This window comes from Guyparkeria halophila, assembly GCF_034479635.1.
Lineage (GTDB): Bacteria > Pseudomonadota > Gammaproteobacteria > Halothiobacillales > Halothiobacillaceae > Guyparkeria > Guyparkeria halophila.
In genome coordinates this window covers 510,134-524,388 of record NZ_CP140153.1, presented here as the reverse complement: position 1 = coordinate 524,388, position 14,255 = coordinate 510,134, and the positions used below count along the sequence as shown (strand labels likewise).

The following is a 14,255-nucleotide window of genomic DNA, read 5'->3' as shown; positions in this document are numbered from 1 at the left end:
CGATGCCGCGGGGGCTTTCTTTTGCCCGGCTGCCGGCCGGGACGGGCGTCTCAGTCGCCCGCGGTGGCCCCGACACCCCGATCGAAGTAACGGTACGTGTCGCGCCCGGCCGCCTTGGCCTCATACATGGCCGAATCAGCGTGACCAATCAGCCCGTCGGCATCCGCCGCCTGCCCCGGGAACACCGCGATGCCGATCGATACACCGATCTGGATCGATTCGCCCTCGATCTCGAACGGCTGGGTCAGCGCCTCGATCACCTTGTGCGCTACCTGACCGGCAAACCGCGGTGCCGGCAACCCCTCCAGCAGAATCAGGAACTCGTCGCCCCCCAGCCGGCCGACGATGTCCTCGTGGCGCAGCAGGCGACGCAACCGCTCGGCCACCTCGCGCAACAATCGGTCACCCATGGCGTGACCGAGCCGGTCATTGACCTCCTTGAAGTAGTCGAGGTCGAGGAACAACACGGCCACGCGCCCGCCGTCCGCTCGTGCGCCTTCGACGGCCTGCTCGATGCAAAACCACATCGAGGCACGGTTGGGCAGGTCCGTGAGTGCGTCGTGGCGTGCCTGGTGGCGGATCTGCCGCTGGGCGGCCTTGCTCTCGGTGATGTCGTTGAAGATGTGGATGTAATGACTGACGCGTCCCTGATCGTCCGCCACCTGACTGATGGTCTGCAGGGCGGTCATGCGCTCGCCCTGCCGGTTGCGGTAGTCCATTTCCCCTTCCCAGCTGTGATCGCGCCCCAACCGGCTGCAAATGGCCTCCAGGCGCTCGCTGTCCGACTCGTCCAGCTGGAACAGGTCGGTCATCGGCCGGCCGACCACCTCGTCGCCCTCGAAACCGGTAATGCGGGTGAACGCCGGGTTGACGCGCAGGACTCGATGGTTCGGCGAGGTGATCATCACGGCCTCGCCGGTGCCCTCGAACACACTCGCAGCCAGCCGAATCTCGCCGGCGGAATGCTCCAGCTCCTCGGACTGTTCGGTCAGGCGCTGCAGGACAGGGCGAAGCGCCCGGGCGGTCAACCAGGCGACGATGGGCAACAACAGAAACACCAGACCCAACGGCCAGAGCAGGCGCATGATCACCGGCTGGTAGAACGCCCAGAACCCGACCTCGACCAGCAGCAGGCAACGCCCGCCGCCCACCGGCGTGTAGAACAGCACACCACCCTGGCTGTCCAGGTCCGGCCAGACCACGCCCGACCGGGCCGGGTCGACACGCGACAAGTCTCCCGTCAGCACCTCGCTGGCCGACGACATGACCAGGCCCTCGTCCAGTGCATCGACGCCCACGACGCGCCCACCCGCGCGATCGAGAAGAAAACCGCGCGCCGATGGCTCGAGAACGCGTGCGCGATTGAGCAACCGAACGAGGCTGTCGACCTCGAAGAACAGCACGTCCGTGCCCAGCCGGCGGCCCTGGTCGTCGCGGATCGGAGAGAGAGTCCGCCAGATGATGCGATCACCGGAACGCACCAGCCGGCTTTCGATGTCGTCGAGCTCGACCAGCATCGACAGGCCGGGCATCTCGCCGGCGCCCGCGTCGACGATCACCTCGCCGAACGGGCCCAGACGCTTGATGCCCACCAACGCCGGTGAGCTGTCGACCGCATCGGACACGTGCGACTGGGTGAAGGCGACCAGGCGATCCAGGGAGAGCTCCCCGTCGACATATGATTCCAGACGGCGACGGATCTCGGTGCGACTGGTGACCTGGCGAGCAACACCCTCGTAGCGTTGCACCAGGTTGTCGAGGGCCGCTCCCTGCGCCTGGATCCCCATCAAGGTGCTGCGCTCGAGTCCGTCGCGCGCCGACTGGTACATGGGGACCGCCGTTACCACCGCGACCAGAATGCCGCTGACGAAAACGCCCAGCACGGCAAGCAGCATCGCCTTGCGGCGAATCAGTCGAATGGCAGCGAGCTCGCGCATGGGCCGGGGGCTCCGGTGAAGGCCAAGCCGCCCGGCAAGGGGCAACTCGGTTAGGCGGCGGGACAAGCGCAAAAATCAGGCGCGCTCCAACGCTAGATTATCCCAGAAATCCGCGTCCGGGGCCACCAGAGCCGGCCACGACGAGACGCACAAGCCCATGAAAAAAACAGGGAATTCCGGATTCGCGCGGAGTATCGCTAACGGCCAGCGGATCGTGACAGCCGCTCACGCCATGCTTCGGCCTGTTCGCGAATCGCCGCGGCGCGTGGGGCGTCGATGCGCTCGACATGCTTCCACTGCAGCGCCGTGCGCGGGTGGTGGGCGAATCGCTCCCGGTGGCGCAGCAGAAAGTCCCAGTAGAGGGTGGTAAACGGGCAGGCCGACTCCCCCGTGGCCTCGCCCGGATCGAAGCGGCAGTGGCTGCAGTAATTGCTCATCCGCTGCACGTAACGCCCCGAGGCGACATACGGCTTGCTCGCCATCAGCCCACCGTCGGCGTACTGGGACATGCCCATCACGTTGGGTAGCTCCACCCATTCGACGGCATCGACGTAGATCGCGAGATACCACTCGTGGACCGCCTGCGGGCGCACGCCCAGCAACTGGGCAAACAGCCCGGTGATCATCAGGCGCTGGATGTGGTGGGCGTACCCCAGTTCTAGCGTCTGGCCAATCGTCTGATCGAGACAGGCCATCGGGATAGCCTCGCCACCGGGCATTCGCCCCTGCCAGTAGAACGACGGCAACGATTCCCGCGCCTCGAGCGCGTTGCCGGCCGCGTAGTCGGGCATCGCCCACCAGTACAACCCGCGGACGAACTCGCGCCAGCCCAGCACCTGTCGAATGAACCCCTCGGCGGCCGCCAGCGGCATACGCCCGTCTCGATAGGCCGCTTGCACCGCCTCGATCACTCGGCGCGGGTCGATCAGCTTAAGATTGAGCGCCGCGGACAACCGCGAGTGATACAGCCAGGGCGCGCCCGTCCACATCGCATCCTGGTAATCGCCGAATCCGGTCGCCCGCTGTTCGAGGAAATCGGCTAGCGCCTGCTCGGCCTGGGCCGGGGTAACCGGCCAGTCGAAGTTTTCCAGGGCCTGATGCTCACCGCCGGGATGATCGGCGAATCGCTCGGCCACCCGATCGAGCGCCGCCCGGGTGATCCGATCGGGCGAGAACCGGGCCGGCTCGGGCAACAGCCCCGGCCCGCGGGCATCGAACGACCGCCGATTGGCCGCATCGAAATTGAACTTGCCCCCGACCGGCTCCTTGCCATCCATCAGCACGGCAAACCGACGGCGCTGGGCACGGTAGAAATGCTCCATGCGCAAGGTCTTGCGCCCGCCCGCCCATTCGCCGAACCACGACTCGTCGACCAGGAAATGCCGATCGGGTCGTTCCTCGGCGACAACCCCAGCCTCCTCGACCACCGCCTTCAAGCTCCGTCGCAATCGGTACTCGCCCGGACAGACCCAGATGACGCGATCGGGGCGCCAGCGCGCAATCGCCTCGACCAGCGCCGCCTCCAGGGTCGGCAGGGCGTCGGTCTCGGCACGGGCAGGCAGCTCGCGGTAGTCGACCCGCCAGCCATCCACCCGGCGATCGGCGGCAAAGTGACGCATCGCGGCGAGAAACAGCGCAATGCGCGACTGGTGCGACCAGACATGGGTCGCCTCGCCGGCCACCTCCGCCATCCAGACGACATCACGAGTCGGATCGGCATCATCGAACAGGACGCTGTCGGCATTGAGCTGATCGCCGAGCACGACCAGCAGGTGACGGACAGAGGATTCAGTCATGCGATTTCCTGGTGCGGCGGCAGCGTTCGGAGCAGTAGATAACGCGATCCCAGTCGCGGGCCCACTTGCGTCGCCAAGTGAACGGTCGGCGACAGACTGGACAGACCTTGCTCGGCCGATTGGCCCGGTGATTGCGCGCCTGTCGGGCCATCAGGACCCAGGGCCCGACCATGCCGCATCCTGGCAATACCGCAGGCGATGCCGAGAACCGCCCCGATGGCGACGACGACCGCGCAGAGCCCGCATTCGGCCACGCCGACCGGACCTGGCCGTGTCGTCCGGCGGGCGACAACCCACGCGGAAGATCGGGAAGATGGAAACGGAAAACATGGCGACGCAAATTTCTGTGCAAAACCTGTACAACGTTTATACACTGACTATAGAACAATTCGGATCCCGCCGACGCCTCGGAGCAGAAAGTGAGCCAGACCCTTCTCTTTACATCGCCAACCGACCGACCGCTCGAGATCGCCGTGATCGGTTCGGGCATTGCCGGGCTGGGCGCGGCCTGGCTGCTGGGCCAGCAGCATCGCGTCACGCTGTTCGAGAGAAACGACTACATCGGCGGCCACACCCATACCCACCTGGTCGAGGATGGCCGCGGCGGGGGCGTGGCGGTCGACAGCGGCTTCATCGTCTGCAACCGGCCCAACTACCCGCATCTGTTCGGTCTGCTCGAGTCACTCGACATCGCCACCCAGCCCACCGACATGTCGTTCGGCATGAGCATGGACAACGGTCGACTGGAGTACAGCGGCGACAACCTCAATACCCTGTTCGCCCAGCGCCGCAACCTGCTGCGACCCAGTTTCCTGCGCATGGTCGCCGAGATCCTGCGCTTCAATCGCCTGGGCAAGGCGGCGCTCGCCGGCGATTCGCTCGGCACACTTACCCTGGGCCAATTCCTCGAGCAGCACCGCTTTTCGCCGCGACTGGCCGAGGATTACCTGCTGCCCATGGCCGCGGCGATCTGGTCCTGCCCGACCCGACAGATGCGCGCCTTCCCAGCACGAAGTTTCCTGCAGTTTTTCGACAACCACGGCCTGATGAACGTGCAGGATCGCCCGCAATGGGAAACGGTACAGGGCGGCTCGCGACGCTACGTCGACCGGATGCTGGCCGAACGCCGTTTCGTGGCGTTGCCGGCACACCCCGTCAACCGGGTCGATCGGGATGAAAACGGCGTCACGCTGCCCGAATACGATCGCCGCTTCGATGCGGTGGTGATGGCGGGACACGCCGATGAGACACTCGCCTCGCTCGACCGGCCGGATGCGACCGAGGCCGGCGTGCTGGGCTCGTTCCGCTTCCAGGAGAATCGCGCCTTCCTGCATCGCGACACGAACCTGATGCCCCGCCGACGCCAGGTCTGGTCGAGCTGGAACTACCTGGGCCGACGTGACGCCGACGGCGAGCGAGCCGTGGCCGTGACCTACTGGATGAACCACCTGCAGCGACTGGACGCGGCCCACGACTGGCTCGTGACCCTCAACCCCTTCGAGCCGCCCCGCGAGTCTCTCGTCGAGCGCGAGATCACCTATTACCACCCGGTCTTCGATGCCCGGGCGGTGGCCGCCCAGGCCGAATTGCCGGCCCTGCAAGGGCACCGTCGCACCTTCTACGCCGGCGCCTGGACGGGCTACGGCTTCCACGAGGACGGACTGGCCTCGGCCGTGGCCATCGCCCGGCAGCTCGGCGCGACCATTCCGTGGGAAAGCGCGTCCCCGGTTGACGGCTCGGAGGCGGCGTGAACTCGGCGCTCTACCAGGGCTGGGTGATGCACCAGCGGTTCACGCGGGCCTGCTACCGCTTTCGCTATCGCGTGTTTTCACTGCTGGTCGATCTCGATGACCTCGAGGCCGGGTTCCCGAATCAGCGCCTGCTGTCGCACAACCGTTTCAACCTGTTCTCGATCCACGATCGCGATCACGGCCCGCGCCGCGACATGCCGCTGCGCGACTGGATCACGGCCATCGCCCGCACCCAGGGCATCGACATCGAGGGCGGCACGATCCTGGTCTCGGCCTATCCGCGGGTGCTCGGCTACCAGTTCAACCCGCTGACCGTCTGGTACTGCCACGACCGGACCGGCGTGCTGGTCGCGATCGACTGCGAGGTCAGCAACACCTTCGGCGGACATCACCACTATTTCCTGCACGACCATGGCCGTCCGCTGGCAAAACCCTTTCGCGCCCAGGCCGACAAGGTGTTTCACGTCTCGCCGTTCCTTCCCATGAACATGCGTTACCACTTCCGCCTCTCGCGCCCCGGCGAGCGGCTGGGCGTGTCGATCCGCGAGACCGAACTCGGCCCGGATGGCGAGGAAACCCTGACGCTGGTCGCTACCCACAACGCGCAACGTCGCGAGCTCACGGATGGACGACTGATGCTCGAGGCACTGCGCATCCCGTTTCTCACCGTCAAGGTCATCGGCCTGATCCATTGGCAGGCCCTGAAAATCTGGCTCAAGGGTGGGCGTTTCCACAAGAGCCCACCACCACCGGCATCGGAGGTCAGTTCATGCCCATCGTCCAGACACGGAACCTGAGCCCGGTCTCGGGTTCGACCGCCGGCGAGCGGCCGGCCGAACACGCGCTGCCATTGAGCGCCCGCTGGGTCGGTCATTTCCTCGCCAACATCCGCATCGGCCGCCTCCGGGTGACCACCGAGGATGGCGGCGTGGCCGAGTGCACCGGTACCGAGCAAACCGAGCTGTCGGCCAGCGTGCACCTGCTCCATCCCACGCGACTGCTCTCCCGCATCGCCCGCCTGGGTGACATCGGCATCGCCGAGGGTTTCATCGAGGGAGACTTCACCACCGATGACCTGACCGGCCTGCTCGAGATCGGCGCGCGCAACGTCGAGGCGATCGGCCACGAGCTGCGCCCCGGCTTCTGGGCTCGACTCGGTCATCGCATCCAGCATGCGCTGCGTGCCAATCACCGCCGCGGCAGCCGGCGCAATATCGCGGCGCACTACGACCTGGGCAACGACTTCTACCGGCTGTGGCTCGACGAGTCGATGACCTATTCCGCGGCGGTGTTCGCCGAGCCCGACGAGTCGCTGGCCACCGCCCAGCAACGCAAGTACGACCGATTGCTCGATCGGCTCGAGACCCGCCCGGGAAACCGGCTGCTGGAGATCGGCTGCGGTTGGGGAGGGCTGGCCGAGACCGCCGCCCGCCGCGGCCTCGAGGTCGACGGGCTGACCCTGTCCACCGAGCAGCTCGCCTACGGCCGCGACCGGCTCGCCTCGGCCGGCCTCGATGACCGCGCCCGCCTGCAACTGACCGACTACCGCGACCAGCACGGACGGTTCGATCACATCGTCTCGATCGAGATGTTCGAGGCGGTCGGCGAGCGCTACTGGCCGACGTTCTTCCAGACGGTTCATGACCGGCTCAAGCCCGGCGGCCGCGCGGCGATCCAGGTGATCACCATCGACGAAGACGCGTTCGAGGATTACCGCCGCGAACCCGATTTCATCCAGCTCTACATCTTCCCCGGCGGCATGCTGCCCTCGATCGAGCGCTTCGAGGCCGGGGCGGCCGCCGCCGGGCTGTCGGTGCGCGAGACCGCCCTGTTCGGTCACGACTATGCCCGCACGCTCGCCCGGTGGCGCGAGCGCTTCGACGCCGTCGAGGACGAACTGGACATCATGGGGTTCGATCACCGTTTCCGTCAGACCTGGCGCTACTACCTCGCCTATTGCGAGGCGGGCTTTCTCGCCGGCCGGATCAACGTCGCCCAGGTCATCCTGGAACGTCCGTGAACCCGACGGCGAGCACAACGCCGCGACTGAATCTATGGCAGGTACTCGCCTACGGTGCCCCCAGCCTGCCGCTGGCGCTGATGGGTATTCCGCTGTACGTCTACCTGCCGCCGTTCTACGCCAACGAACTGGGGCTGGGACTGGCCGCCGTCGGCACCGCGTTGATGCTCACCCGGCTGTGGGACGTGATTACCGACCCGGTGGTCGGTTATCTCTCCGACCGGATCCCCGGCCGCCATCGACGCAAGTGGCTGATGGGCGCCGGCATGCCGCTGCTGATCGCCTCGCTGTGGTTCCTGCTGCGCCCGGACGACGACGTCGGCCTCTGGCACCTCTACCTCTGGGGCCTGGCCGCCTTCCTCGGCTGGACCATGATCCAGCTGCCCTACACCAGCCTGGGCGCGGAGGCCGACCCGTCGCCGCACGGGCGCACCCGGCTGGCGGCCGGACGCGAGGGGTTGGCCCTGGTGGGCACCGTGCTCGCCGCCGCCCTGCCGATCCTACTGGGCAGCGAGGCCCCGGCGGACGTACTCACGGCCGTGTTCTGGCTGATGGCGATCGGGCTGCCAGCCGGCTTTCTCCTCATGGCGGCGGCCACCCCAGAGCCGGCCGTCCATCGCCCGCAGGTCGACTGGCGTCACGGCTGGCCGCTGCTCAAGCACAACCACCGCCTGCGTGGCCTGCTGGGCGGCTATTTCCTCAACAACCTGGCCAACGGCATCCCGGCGGCGCTGTTTTTGATGTTCGTCGCCGATCGGCTGGGTGCGCAGGACTGGCTGGGCTGGCTCCTGCTGCTGTATTTCGGTGCCGGCATTGCGGCGCTGCCCGCCTGGACGGCGGTGGCGCGGCGCATCGGCAAGCGGCGCGCCTGGGGCGCCTCGATCCTGCTTGCCGCGATCAGCTTCTCGTTCGCGCCGTGGCTGGGGAGCGGGGACGTCGCCTGGTTCGCCCTGATCTGCGCGGTTTCGGGCCTGAGCCTGGGCGCCGACATGGCCCTGCCGGCCTCGATCCAGGCCGACATCGCCGGCATCGACAGTGACGACGGCGGCGGTGACCGCGCCGGGCTGTTCTTCGGCCTGCTGGGACTGGCCACCAAGCTCGCCCTGGCCGTGGCGGTCGGAGTGGGCTACGGCGTGCTGGCACTGGCCGGCTTCGAGGCCGGCGACAGCGAGACCACCGCCCTGGCCGTCACCTACGGCGCGCTGCCCGTGGCGTTCAAGCTTGCGGCCGCCTGGCTGGTCTTCCGCCAGCTGACCGACACCGAACCCCAATTGAGACCAACCACCCTGCGAGGAACCACGCCATGATTCGACGCGTCACCGTGGCGGCAACCGTCGCCCTCACCCTGTTACTCACGGGATGCAGCAGCATGAAACTCGAGCAGTTCCGGGGCACTACGCCCGCCTTCGACCTGACCGACTACTTCGAGGGCCAGACCTGGGCCTACGGGATATTCGAGAGCCGGGGCGGGGAAATCAAACGTCAGTTCCGCGTCGAGATCGACGGTTACTGGGAGGGCGAGGAATTCGTCCTCGACGAGGACTTCGTCTACGACGACGGCGAGACCGACCAGCGCACCTGGCGCATCACGCCTACCGGCGAGCAGACCTACGTCGGGCGGGCCGGCGATATCGTCGGCACCGCCGAAGGCAGGGAGATGGGCCAGGCCTTGAACTGGCGCTACGTGCTGCGCCTGCCCTATGGCGACTCGACCATCGACGTCGCCTTCGACGACTGGATGATCCGGCAGAGCGAGAACGTGGTGATCAACCGGGCGACCGTGAAGAAATTCGGCATCCGGGTCGGCGAGGTGACGCTGTTCTTCACCAAGTCCGACCCGGACGGGAGTGCGCCGTGATCCGCCGCGAGGCCCTGCTGGGCACCGGCCTGGCAATGATGATCGGCGCGGCGCTCGTCCCGGCTGCCGCCGAGGACGTCACTCCACCGGGTGCGCTGGGCGAGACCCCGCTGGTCCTGCTGGGATCGGGCACCGCCAGCTACATGCTCTGGGACGTGTACGACGCGGCGCTCTACGCCCCGGCCGAGGCTGACAAGGCCGCCATCGTCAACGCCGAGGTGCCCATGACCCTGATCCTCGAATACCACCGGGACGTCGGCGTGGAGGACATCCGCAAGGCCACCTGGGCGGCCCTGGACGATCAGTACGAGGCCGAACAGCGCGAGATCATCCGTCCCAAGATCGACGCGATCCAGAACGCCATGATCGACGTCACCGACGGCGATCGCTATCGACTCGACTGGGAGCCCGAGGGGCCGCGACTGAGCCTGAGCCTCAATGGAGAGACCCGCTTCGAGTCGGACGACCGCGAACTGGCGCGGGCCTATTTCGGCATCTGGCTGGCCGAGCCGCCGCTATCGGACAAGCTGCGCGCCGCCCTGCTTTCGCGGGTGGACTGACGGCACAGCGGCAAGGGGAAGGAAAGAACGGCCGTCCGGGAGGTCGGACGGTCGCTCGAAGGAAGGCTCAGACGGCCGCCGGCAGTGGCTCCTCGAGCGTCCGCCGGGCAGGCAGGTATTCCCACCAGGCCACGGCCGGGCCATCGGATGCCATCGGGCGGAGATAGCGGGCGTGCTCGGCCTCCTTGCCGGCATTGTCGTAGTCCATGCCGTCCTTGCGGAACGAGGCGAGGATGCGCTGGCGCGAGATCTCTTCCTTGCCGTCGATCAACCCGGGGTGATTGCGCAGCACGAAATCCGGCTGGAAGAAGAAGTAGGTGTAATCGAAGCCGTAGGGGTTGCGCGGGTGATCGGCCGGGTAGCAGACGCCGAAGGCGGTCAGGAACATGCTCTCGCCGGCCCACACGAACTTCCAGCCGGCCCTGTCATCCACGTGACGCAGGCAGTCCGACCCGGCCGGGTCGATGCGGTTGAGCCCGTCGAGCAATGTCGCGGTGGCCTCGGCCAGCCGCTCGATCGAGCTGCTGTACGAGGCCGGCAGGCGGAAGGCCAGGCCCTTGAACTTTTCCTTGTGCGCGACCGTCATGAACCGGAACAGGTCCTCGCCGAACTGGCGCACGTTGGCATCGAAGCCACGCGCCGGGTCGTAGTCGCGTGCCCCCCAGTACTTGCCCGACGGGGCGAAGATGCAGCGGGTCTTGTCGACCGCCCCCATGAATTCCAGGTGCGTGGGCGAGTAGACCGGCACGTGCGCGGCCTGGCGCGCGAAGTCCGCACGAACCACCTCAGCCACCTCGGCGCGCATCGTCTGCGGGTGCACCTCGGCCATGTGCTCCGGGAACTGCGCGGCGATCACCGCGAACAGGGTGTTGGTCAGGCTCTGCAGGCTCGCCAGCCCATTGACCGGCAGGGATTCGGCCATGACCGGCGCCTGATCGTAGAAACGCAGCGTGGCGGCGAGGTCGGCCAGCCGCTCGGGGAGCATCGCGGCCGGGTAGAGCGTGCGCCCTTCCTCGGACTGACAGGTCTTGAGCGCCTTGTCGGCCTGGACGTAGTAGCGGTGGGCCGTCTCCAGGACCAGAAAGGAGAGCAGCGACAGGTCAAGGTCGTCAGCGGCCCGGGGGGTCTGCCAGTCACGTTCGGCCAAGCTCTCGGCCAGACGAATGGCCGCCGCATCGTCGAGCGTGACGCCCTGATCCAACGCCCAGCCGCCCACCAGCCGACGACCCAGCACAAACTGCTTCATGATGTTCATGGCACGCCCCGTATTCTTGCTCACCTGTCACCCCGCAAGTCACTGTTCTGAAACATCAAAGCAGCGACTTCGGGCACTCCGCCGCGCCGAGCGGATCGCGCAATCTACCGGATAATCGCCCCTGGCGCAAAGCAGGGGGTGATAACGGGACGCATTTGCGGGCTAACCCATTGCGGAAAAACGGATTTTACCCGACGAACCGGGGCGGAAATCCGGGAATGGCGTGATCGCGACAGGCCCGCCGGGCAAGGGCCCTTCAGGCCGTCAGTTCACGCCATTCGCCCGGGGCGAGACCATCGAGCCGATAAGGGCCGATCGCGACGCGGATCAGGCGCAGGGTGGGAAAGCCGACGTGGGCGGTCATGCGTCGCACCTGGCGATTGCGGCCCTCGCGCAGGGTGATCTGCACCCAGCTGGTGGGCACGCTCTTGCGATAGCGCACCGGCGGATCGCGCGGCCAAAGCCAGTCGGGTTCGACGACCGGCTCGGCGCCCGCCGGGCGGGTGGGGCCGTCCTTGAGGGTCACGCCAGCACGCAGGGCGGCCAGCGCGGCCGCGTCGATCTCGCCCTCGACCTGGGCGAGATAGACCTTGGCGAGCTTGTGGCGAGGATCGGCCAACCGATTCTGCAGGCGACCGTCGTCGGTGAGGAGCAACAGGCCCTCGCTGTCGCGATCGAGACGTCCAGCCGGATAGACGCCGGGGAAGTCGATCCAGTCGGCCAGGCTCGCCGCCGGGCTGTTGGCCTCGGCGGTGAACTGGGAGAGGCAATCGAATGGCTTGTTGAAGGCAAGCAGGGTCATGTCATTAACGCCTCAGGCGGAACGCACGAGCGGGGCGTCCCAGGCTTCCCAGCGCTCGATCTGGGCGGGGTCGGCCCCCGCCTGCTCGAGTAGCCCGACCAGCGCGGGGCGGTCGATGCCTTGCCATGGCGTGGGGGTCTCGGCCAACGGCAGGTCGCAGACGATCTCGGTCAGCCGGCGCGACAGTCGCACCTGCGCCTCGTGCTCCTGGAGCAGCCGCTGGGCGCGCGGGGCGCCGCGGAACTTCATGCCGTAGACCGCCGCGAGGTTCTCGTAGATGCCGTCGATACAGCCATGCTTGCGCAGCAGCCGGGCGGCGGTGCGCGGGCCGATGCCCGGCACGCCGGGGATGTTGTCGGCCACGTCGCCGGTCAGCGCCAGCCAATCGGCGATCTGCGCCGGGCGCACGCCGAAGCGCCGCTCGACGTCGCCGTAGGCCATCACCGAACCGCGCATCGGGTTATACCAGCGGTCGTCCGGGCCCAGCAGCTGGGCAAGATCCTTGTCGCCGGTCACGATGGTCACGGCCCGCTCGCGGTTGCGCAACCGACCCACCAACGTGCCGATGACGTCGTCGGCCTCGAAGCCGGCGTGATCCAGCGCCCCGAAACCGGCCGCTGCCGCCAGCTCCCGGCAGCGGGGGAACTGCTCGGTGAGATCGGCGGGATGCGGGGGGCGATGCCCCTTGTAGTCGGGGTAGATCGCCTGGCGATGCCCGCGCCCACAGGGGGCGTCGAAGATGGCGGCGATGATCGGCGCCGGCTGGTTGGGCAGCCAGGTCGACTCCAGCAGGGCCAGCAGGTAGTCGGCGAAACCCAGCAGCGCGTTGACCGGCCGACCGGCACGATCGGTGCGTTCCTTGTCGTAGACGTGCCACGCCCGCCAGATCTGGGCGTGGGCGTCGATCAACCAGGCACGCGCCTGACTCATTGTGAGCCTGCCTCCGGCATCGCATGCGGACGGTAGGGCGTGCGGGCCACGCCGTCGGCCTCGGCGGCCTTGGCCACGGCCGCCGGCAGGCGCTCGATCAGGCGCGGGTCGAACGGCTTGGGCAGGATGTACTCGGGACCGAACGCCATCGCGTCGAGATCGTAGGCCTTGAGTACCGACTCGGGCACCGCCTCGCGGGCGAGTGCCGCCAGCGCCTCGACGCAGGCGATCTTCATGTTGGCCGTGATCCGCCGGGCGCGACAATCGAGCGCGCCGCGGAAGATGAACGGGAAGGCCAGCACGTTGTTGACCTGGTTGGGGTAATCGCTGCGCCCCGTCGCCATGATCAGGTCATCGCGCACCTGGTGGGCGAGCTCGGGCAGGATCTCCGGGTCGGGATTGGCCAGGGCGAATACCACCGGCTTGTCCGCCATGCTGGCAAGCATCTCCTCGCTCAGCAGATTGGGCGCCGACAGGCCGACGAAGGCATCGGCGCCCACCAGTGCCTCGGCGAGCGTGCGCGCCTCGGTGGCCGCGGCGAAGCGACGGTGATGCTCGGGCAGGTCGTCGAGCCCCTCGTGCAGCACGCCGACGCGATCCACCACCAACAGGTTCTCGCGCTTGAGGCCCATGTCCAGCAGCAGATTGAGGGTGGCCGTGCCGGCCGCGCCCGCCCCGACCAGCACCAGCTTCGCCTCGTCGAGGCGTTTGCCCTGCAGGCGCAGGGCGTTGGTCAGCCCGGCGGCAATGATGATCGCCGTGCCGTGCTGGTCGTCGTGGAAGACCGGGATGTCCATTACGTCGCTCAGCGCCGCCTCGATCTCGAAGCAGCGCGGCGCGCAGATGTCTTCGAGATTGATGCCACCGAAAGAGGGCTCGAGACGCCGCACCGTGTCGATGAAGGCCTGCGGATTTTCCGCCTCGACCTCGAGATCGACCACGTCGATGTCGGCAAAGCGCTTGAACAGCACGCCCTTGCCTTCCATCACCGGCTTGGATGCCAGTGGGCCGAGATCGCCCAGCCCCAGGATCGCCGAGCCGTCGGAGATCACCGCCACCAGGTTGCCGCGGGCGGTGTACTGCCAGGCGGCATCGGGATCGGCAGCAATCGCGCGCACCGGCTCGGCCACGCCCGGCGAGTAGGCCAGGGCCAGATCACGCGCCGTCTCGGTGGGCTTGGTGATCGCCGTGGCGATCTTCCCCGGCTGCGGGTGGGCGTGGTAGTCGAGCGCCTCGGCGCGCCGTTGTTCGGCATCGGAACGTTGAGTCATGGGGCTTGAGCGGTGTCGATGAGGGGCGCTTATCTTATCAGTGCGCGCCGGGCTCGTCAGGGCGATCAACTCCGG

Annotated in this window: 13 protein-coding genes; 6 read left to right on the top strand and 7 right to left on the bottom strand. The window is 67.5% G+C overall.

The window, feature by feature from the left end:
• Positions 1–50 precede the first annotated feature (50 nt).
• The 3 genes from SR882_RS02415 to SR882_RS02405 all read right to left on the bottom strand — a co-directional run bounded on the left by SR882_RS02415 (position 51) and on the right by SR882_RS02405 (position 3,884).
• On the bottom strand, positions 51–1,937 hold the full coding sequence (locus SR882_RS02415) for a sensor domain-containing diguanylate cyclase (protein WP_322521765.1): 1,887 nt from the start codon (positions 1,935–1,937) through the stop codon (positions 51–53).
• A gap of 197 nt (positions 1,938–2,134) precedes the next feature.
• Positions 2,135–3,733, bottom strand: coding sequence for a cryptochrome/photolyase family protein (locus SR882_RS02410; protein WP_322521764.1), 1,599 nt, complete (start codon positions 3,731–3,733; stop codon positions 2,135–2,137).
• Entirely contained in the window at positions 3,726–3,884 is a 159-nt protein-coding gene (locus SR882_RS02405; protein ID WP_322522376.1) for a DUF2256 domain-containing protein, read from the bottom strand. Before SR882_RS02405 ends, SR882_RS02410 begins: the two co-directional genes overlap by 8 nt.
• Before the next feature lie 268 nt (positions 3,885–4,152).
• Between SR882_RS02405 and SR882_RS02400 the strand changes: the two genes are divergently transcribed.
• The 6 genes from SR882_RS02400 to SR882_RS02375 are packed head-to-tail and all read left to right on the top strand — an operon-like array spanning position 4,153 to position 9,922.
• Positions 4,153–5,484, top strand: coding sequence for an NAD(P)/FAD-dependent oxidoreductase (locus tag SR882_RS02400; protein ID WP_322521763.1), 1,332 nt, complete (start codon positions 4,153–4,155; stop codon positions 5,482–5,484).
• Positions 5,481–6,281 carry a DUF1365 domain-containing protein gene (locus SR882_RS02395; protein ID WP_322521762.1) on the top strand — a complete coding sequence of 267 codons (801 nt, stop codon included), beginning with the start codon at positions 5,481–5,483 and terminating at the stop codon, positions 6,279–6,281. The genes SR882_RS02400 and SR882_RS02395 overlap by 4 nt, the downstream gene beginning before the upstream one ends.
• The gene (locus tag SR882_RS02390) at positions 6,254–7,504 is read left to right on the top strand and encodes a cyclopropane-fatty-acyl-phospholipid synthase family protein (protein WP_322521761.1); all 1,251 of its coding nucleotides are present in this window, start codon (positions 6,254–6,256) and stop codon (positions 7,502–7,504) included. Before SR882_RS02395 ends, SR882_RS02390 begins: the two co-directional genes overlap by 28 nt.
• The gene (locus SR882_RS02385) at positions 7,501–8,811 is read left to right on the top strand and encodes an MFS transporter (protein WP_322521760.1); all 1,311 of its coding nucleotides are present in this window, start codon (positions 7,501–7,503) and stop codon (positions 8,809–8,811) included. Before SR882_RS02390 ends, SR882_RS02385 begins: the two co-directional genes overlap by 4 nt.
• Positions 8,808–9,362, top strand: a complete 555-nt coding sequence (locus SR882_RS02380) for a DUF3833 domain-containing protein (protein ID WP_322521759.1) — start codon at positions 8,808–8,810, stop codon at positions 9,360–9,362. Before SR882_RS02385 ends, SR882_RS02380 begins: the two co-directional genes overlap by 4 nt.
• Positions 9,359–9,922, top strand: a complete 564-nt coding sequence (locus tag SR882_RS02375; protein WP_322521758.1) for a chalcone isomerase family protein — start codon at positions 9,359–9,361, stop codon at positions 9,920–9,922. The genes SR882_RS02380 and SR882_RS02375 overlap by 4 nt, the downstream gene beginning before the upstream one ends.
• Positions 9,923–9,989: 67 nt before the next feature.
• Here SR882_RS02375 and SR882_RS02370 read toward each other — a convergent pair whose 3' ends face one another.
• The 4 genes from SR882_RS02370 to SR882_RS02355 form a co-directional block, all read right to left on the bottom strand.
• Positions 9,990–11,201: a hypothetical protein gene (locus SR882_RS02370; protein WP_322521757.1), complete on the bottom strand. Its 1,212-nt coding sequence runs from the start codon at positions 11,199–11,201 to the stop codon at positions 9,990–9,992.
• A 232-nt stretch (positions 11,202–11,433) separates the two neighbouring features.
• Complete coding sequence (locus SR882_RS02365; RefSeq protein WP_322521756.1) at positions 11,434–11,979, bottom strand: pseudouridine synthase; 546 nt, start codon at positions 11,977–11,979, stop codon at positions 11,434–11,436.
• Positions 11,980–11,991: 12 nt separating this feature from the next.
• A complete protein-coding gene (locus tag SR882_RS02360; RefSeq protein ID WP_322521755.1) occupies positions 11,992–12,909 on the bottom strand; it encodes a 5'-3' exonuclease in 918 nt (305 codons plus the stop codon).
• Entirely contained in the window at positions 12,906–14,180 is a 1,275-nt protein-coding gene (locus SR882_RS02355) for a malic enzyme-like NAD(P)-binding protein (protein WP_322521754.1), read from the bottom strand. Before SR882_RS02355 ends, SR882_RS02360 begins: the two co-directional genes overlap by 4 nt.
• Positions 14,181–14,255 lie beyond the last annotated feature (75 nt).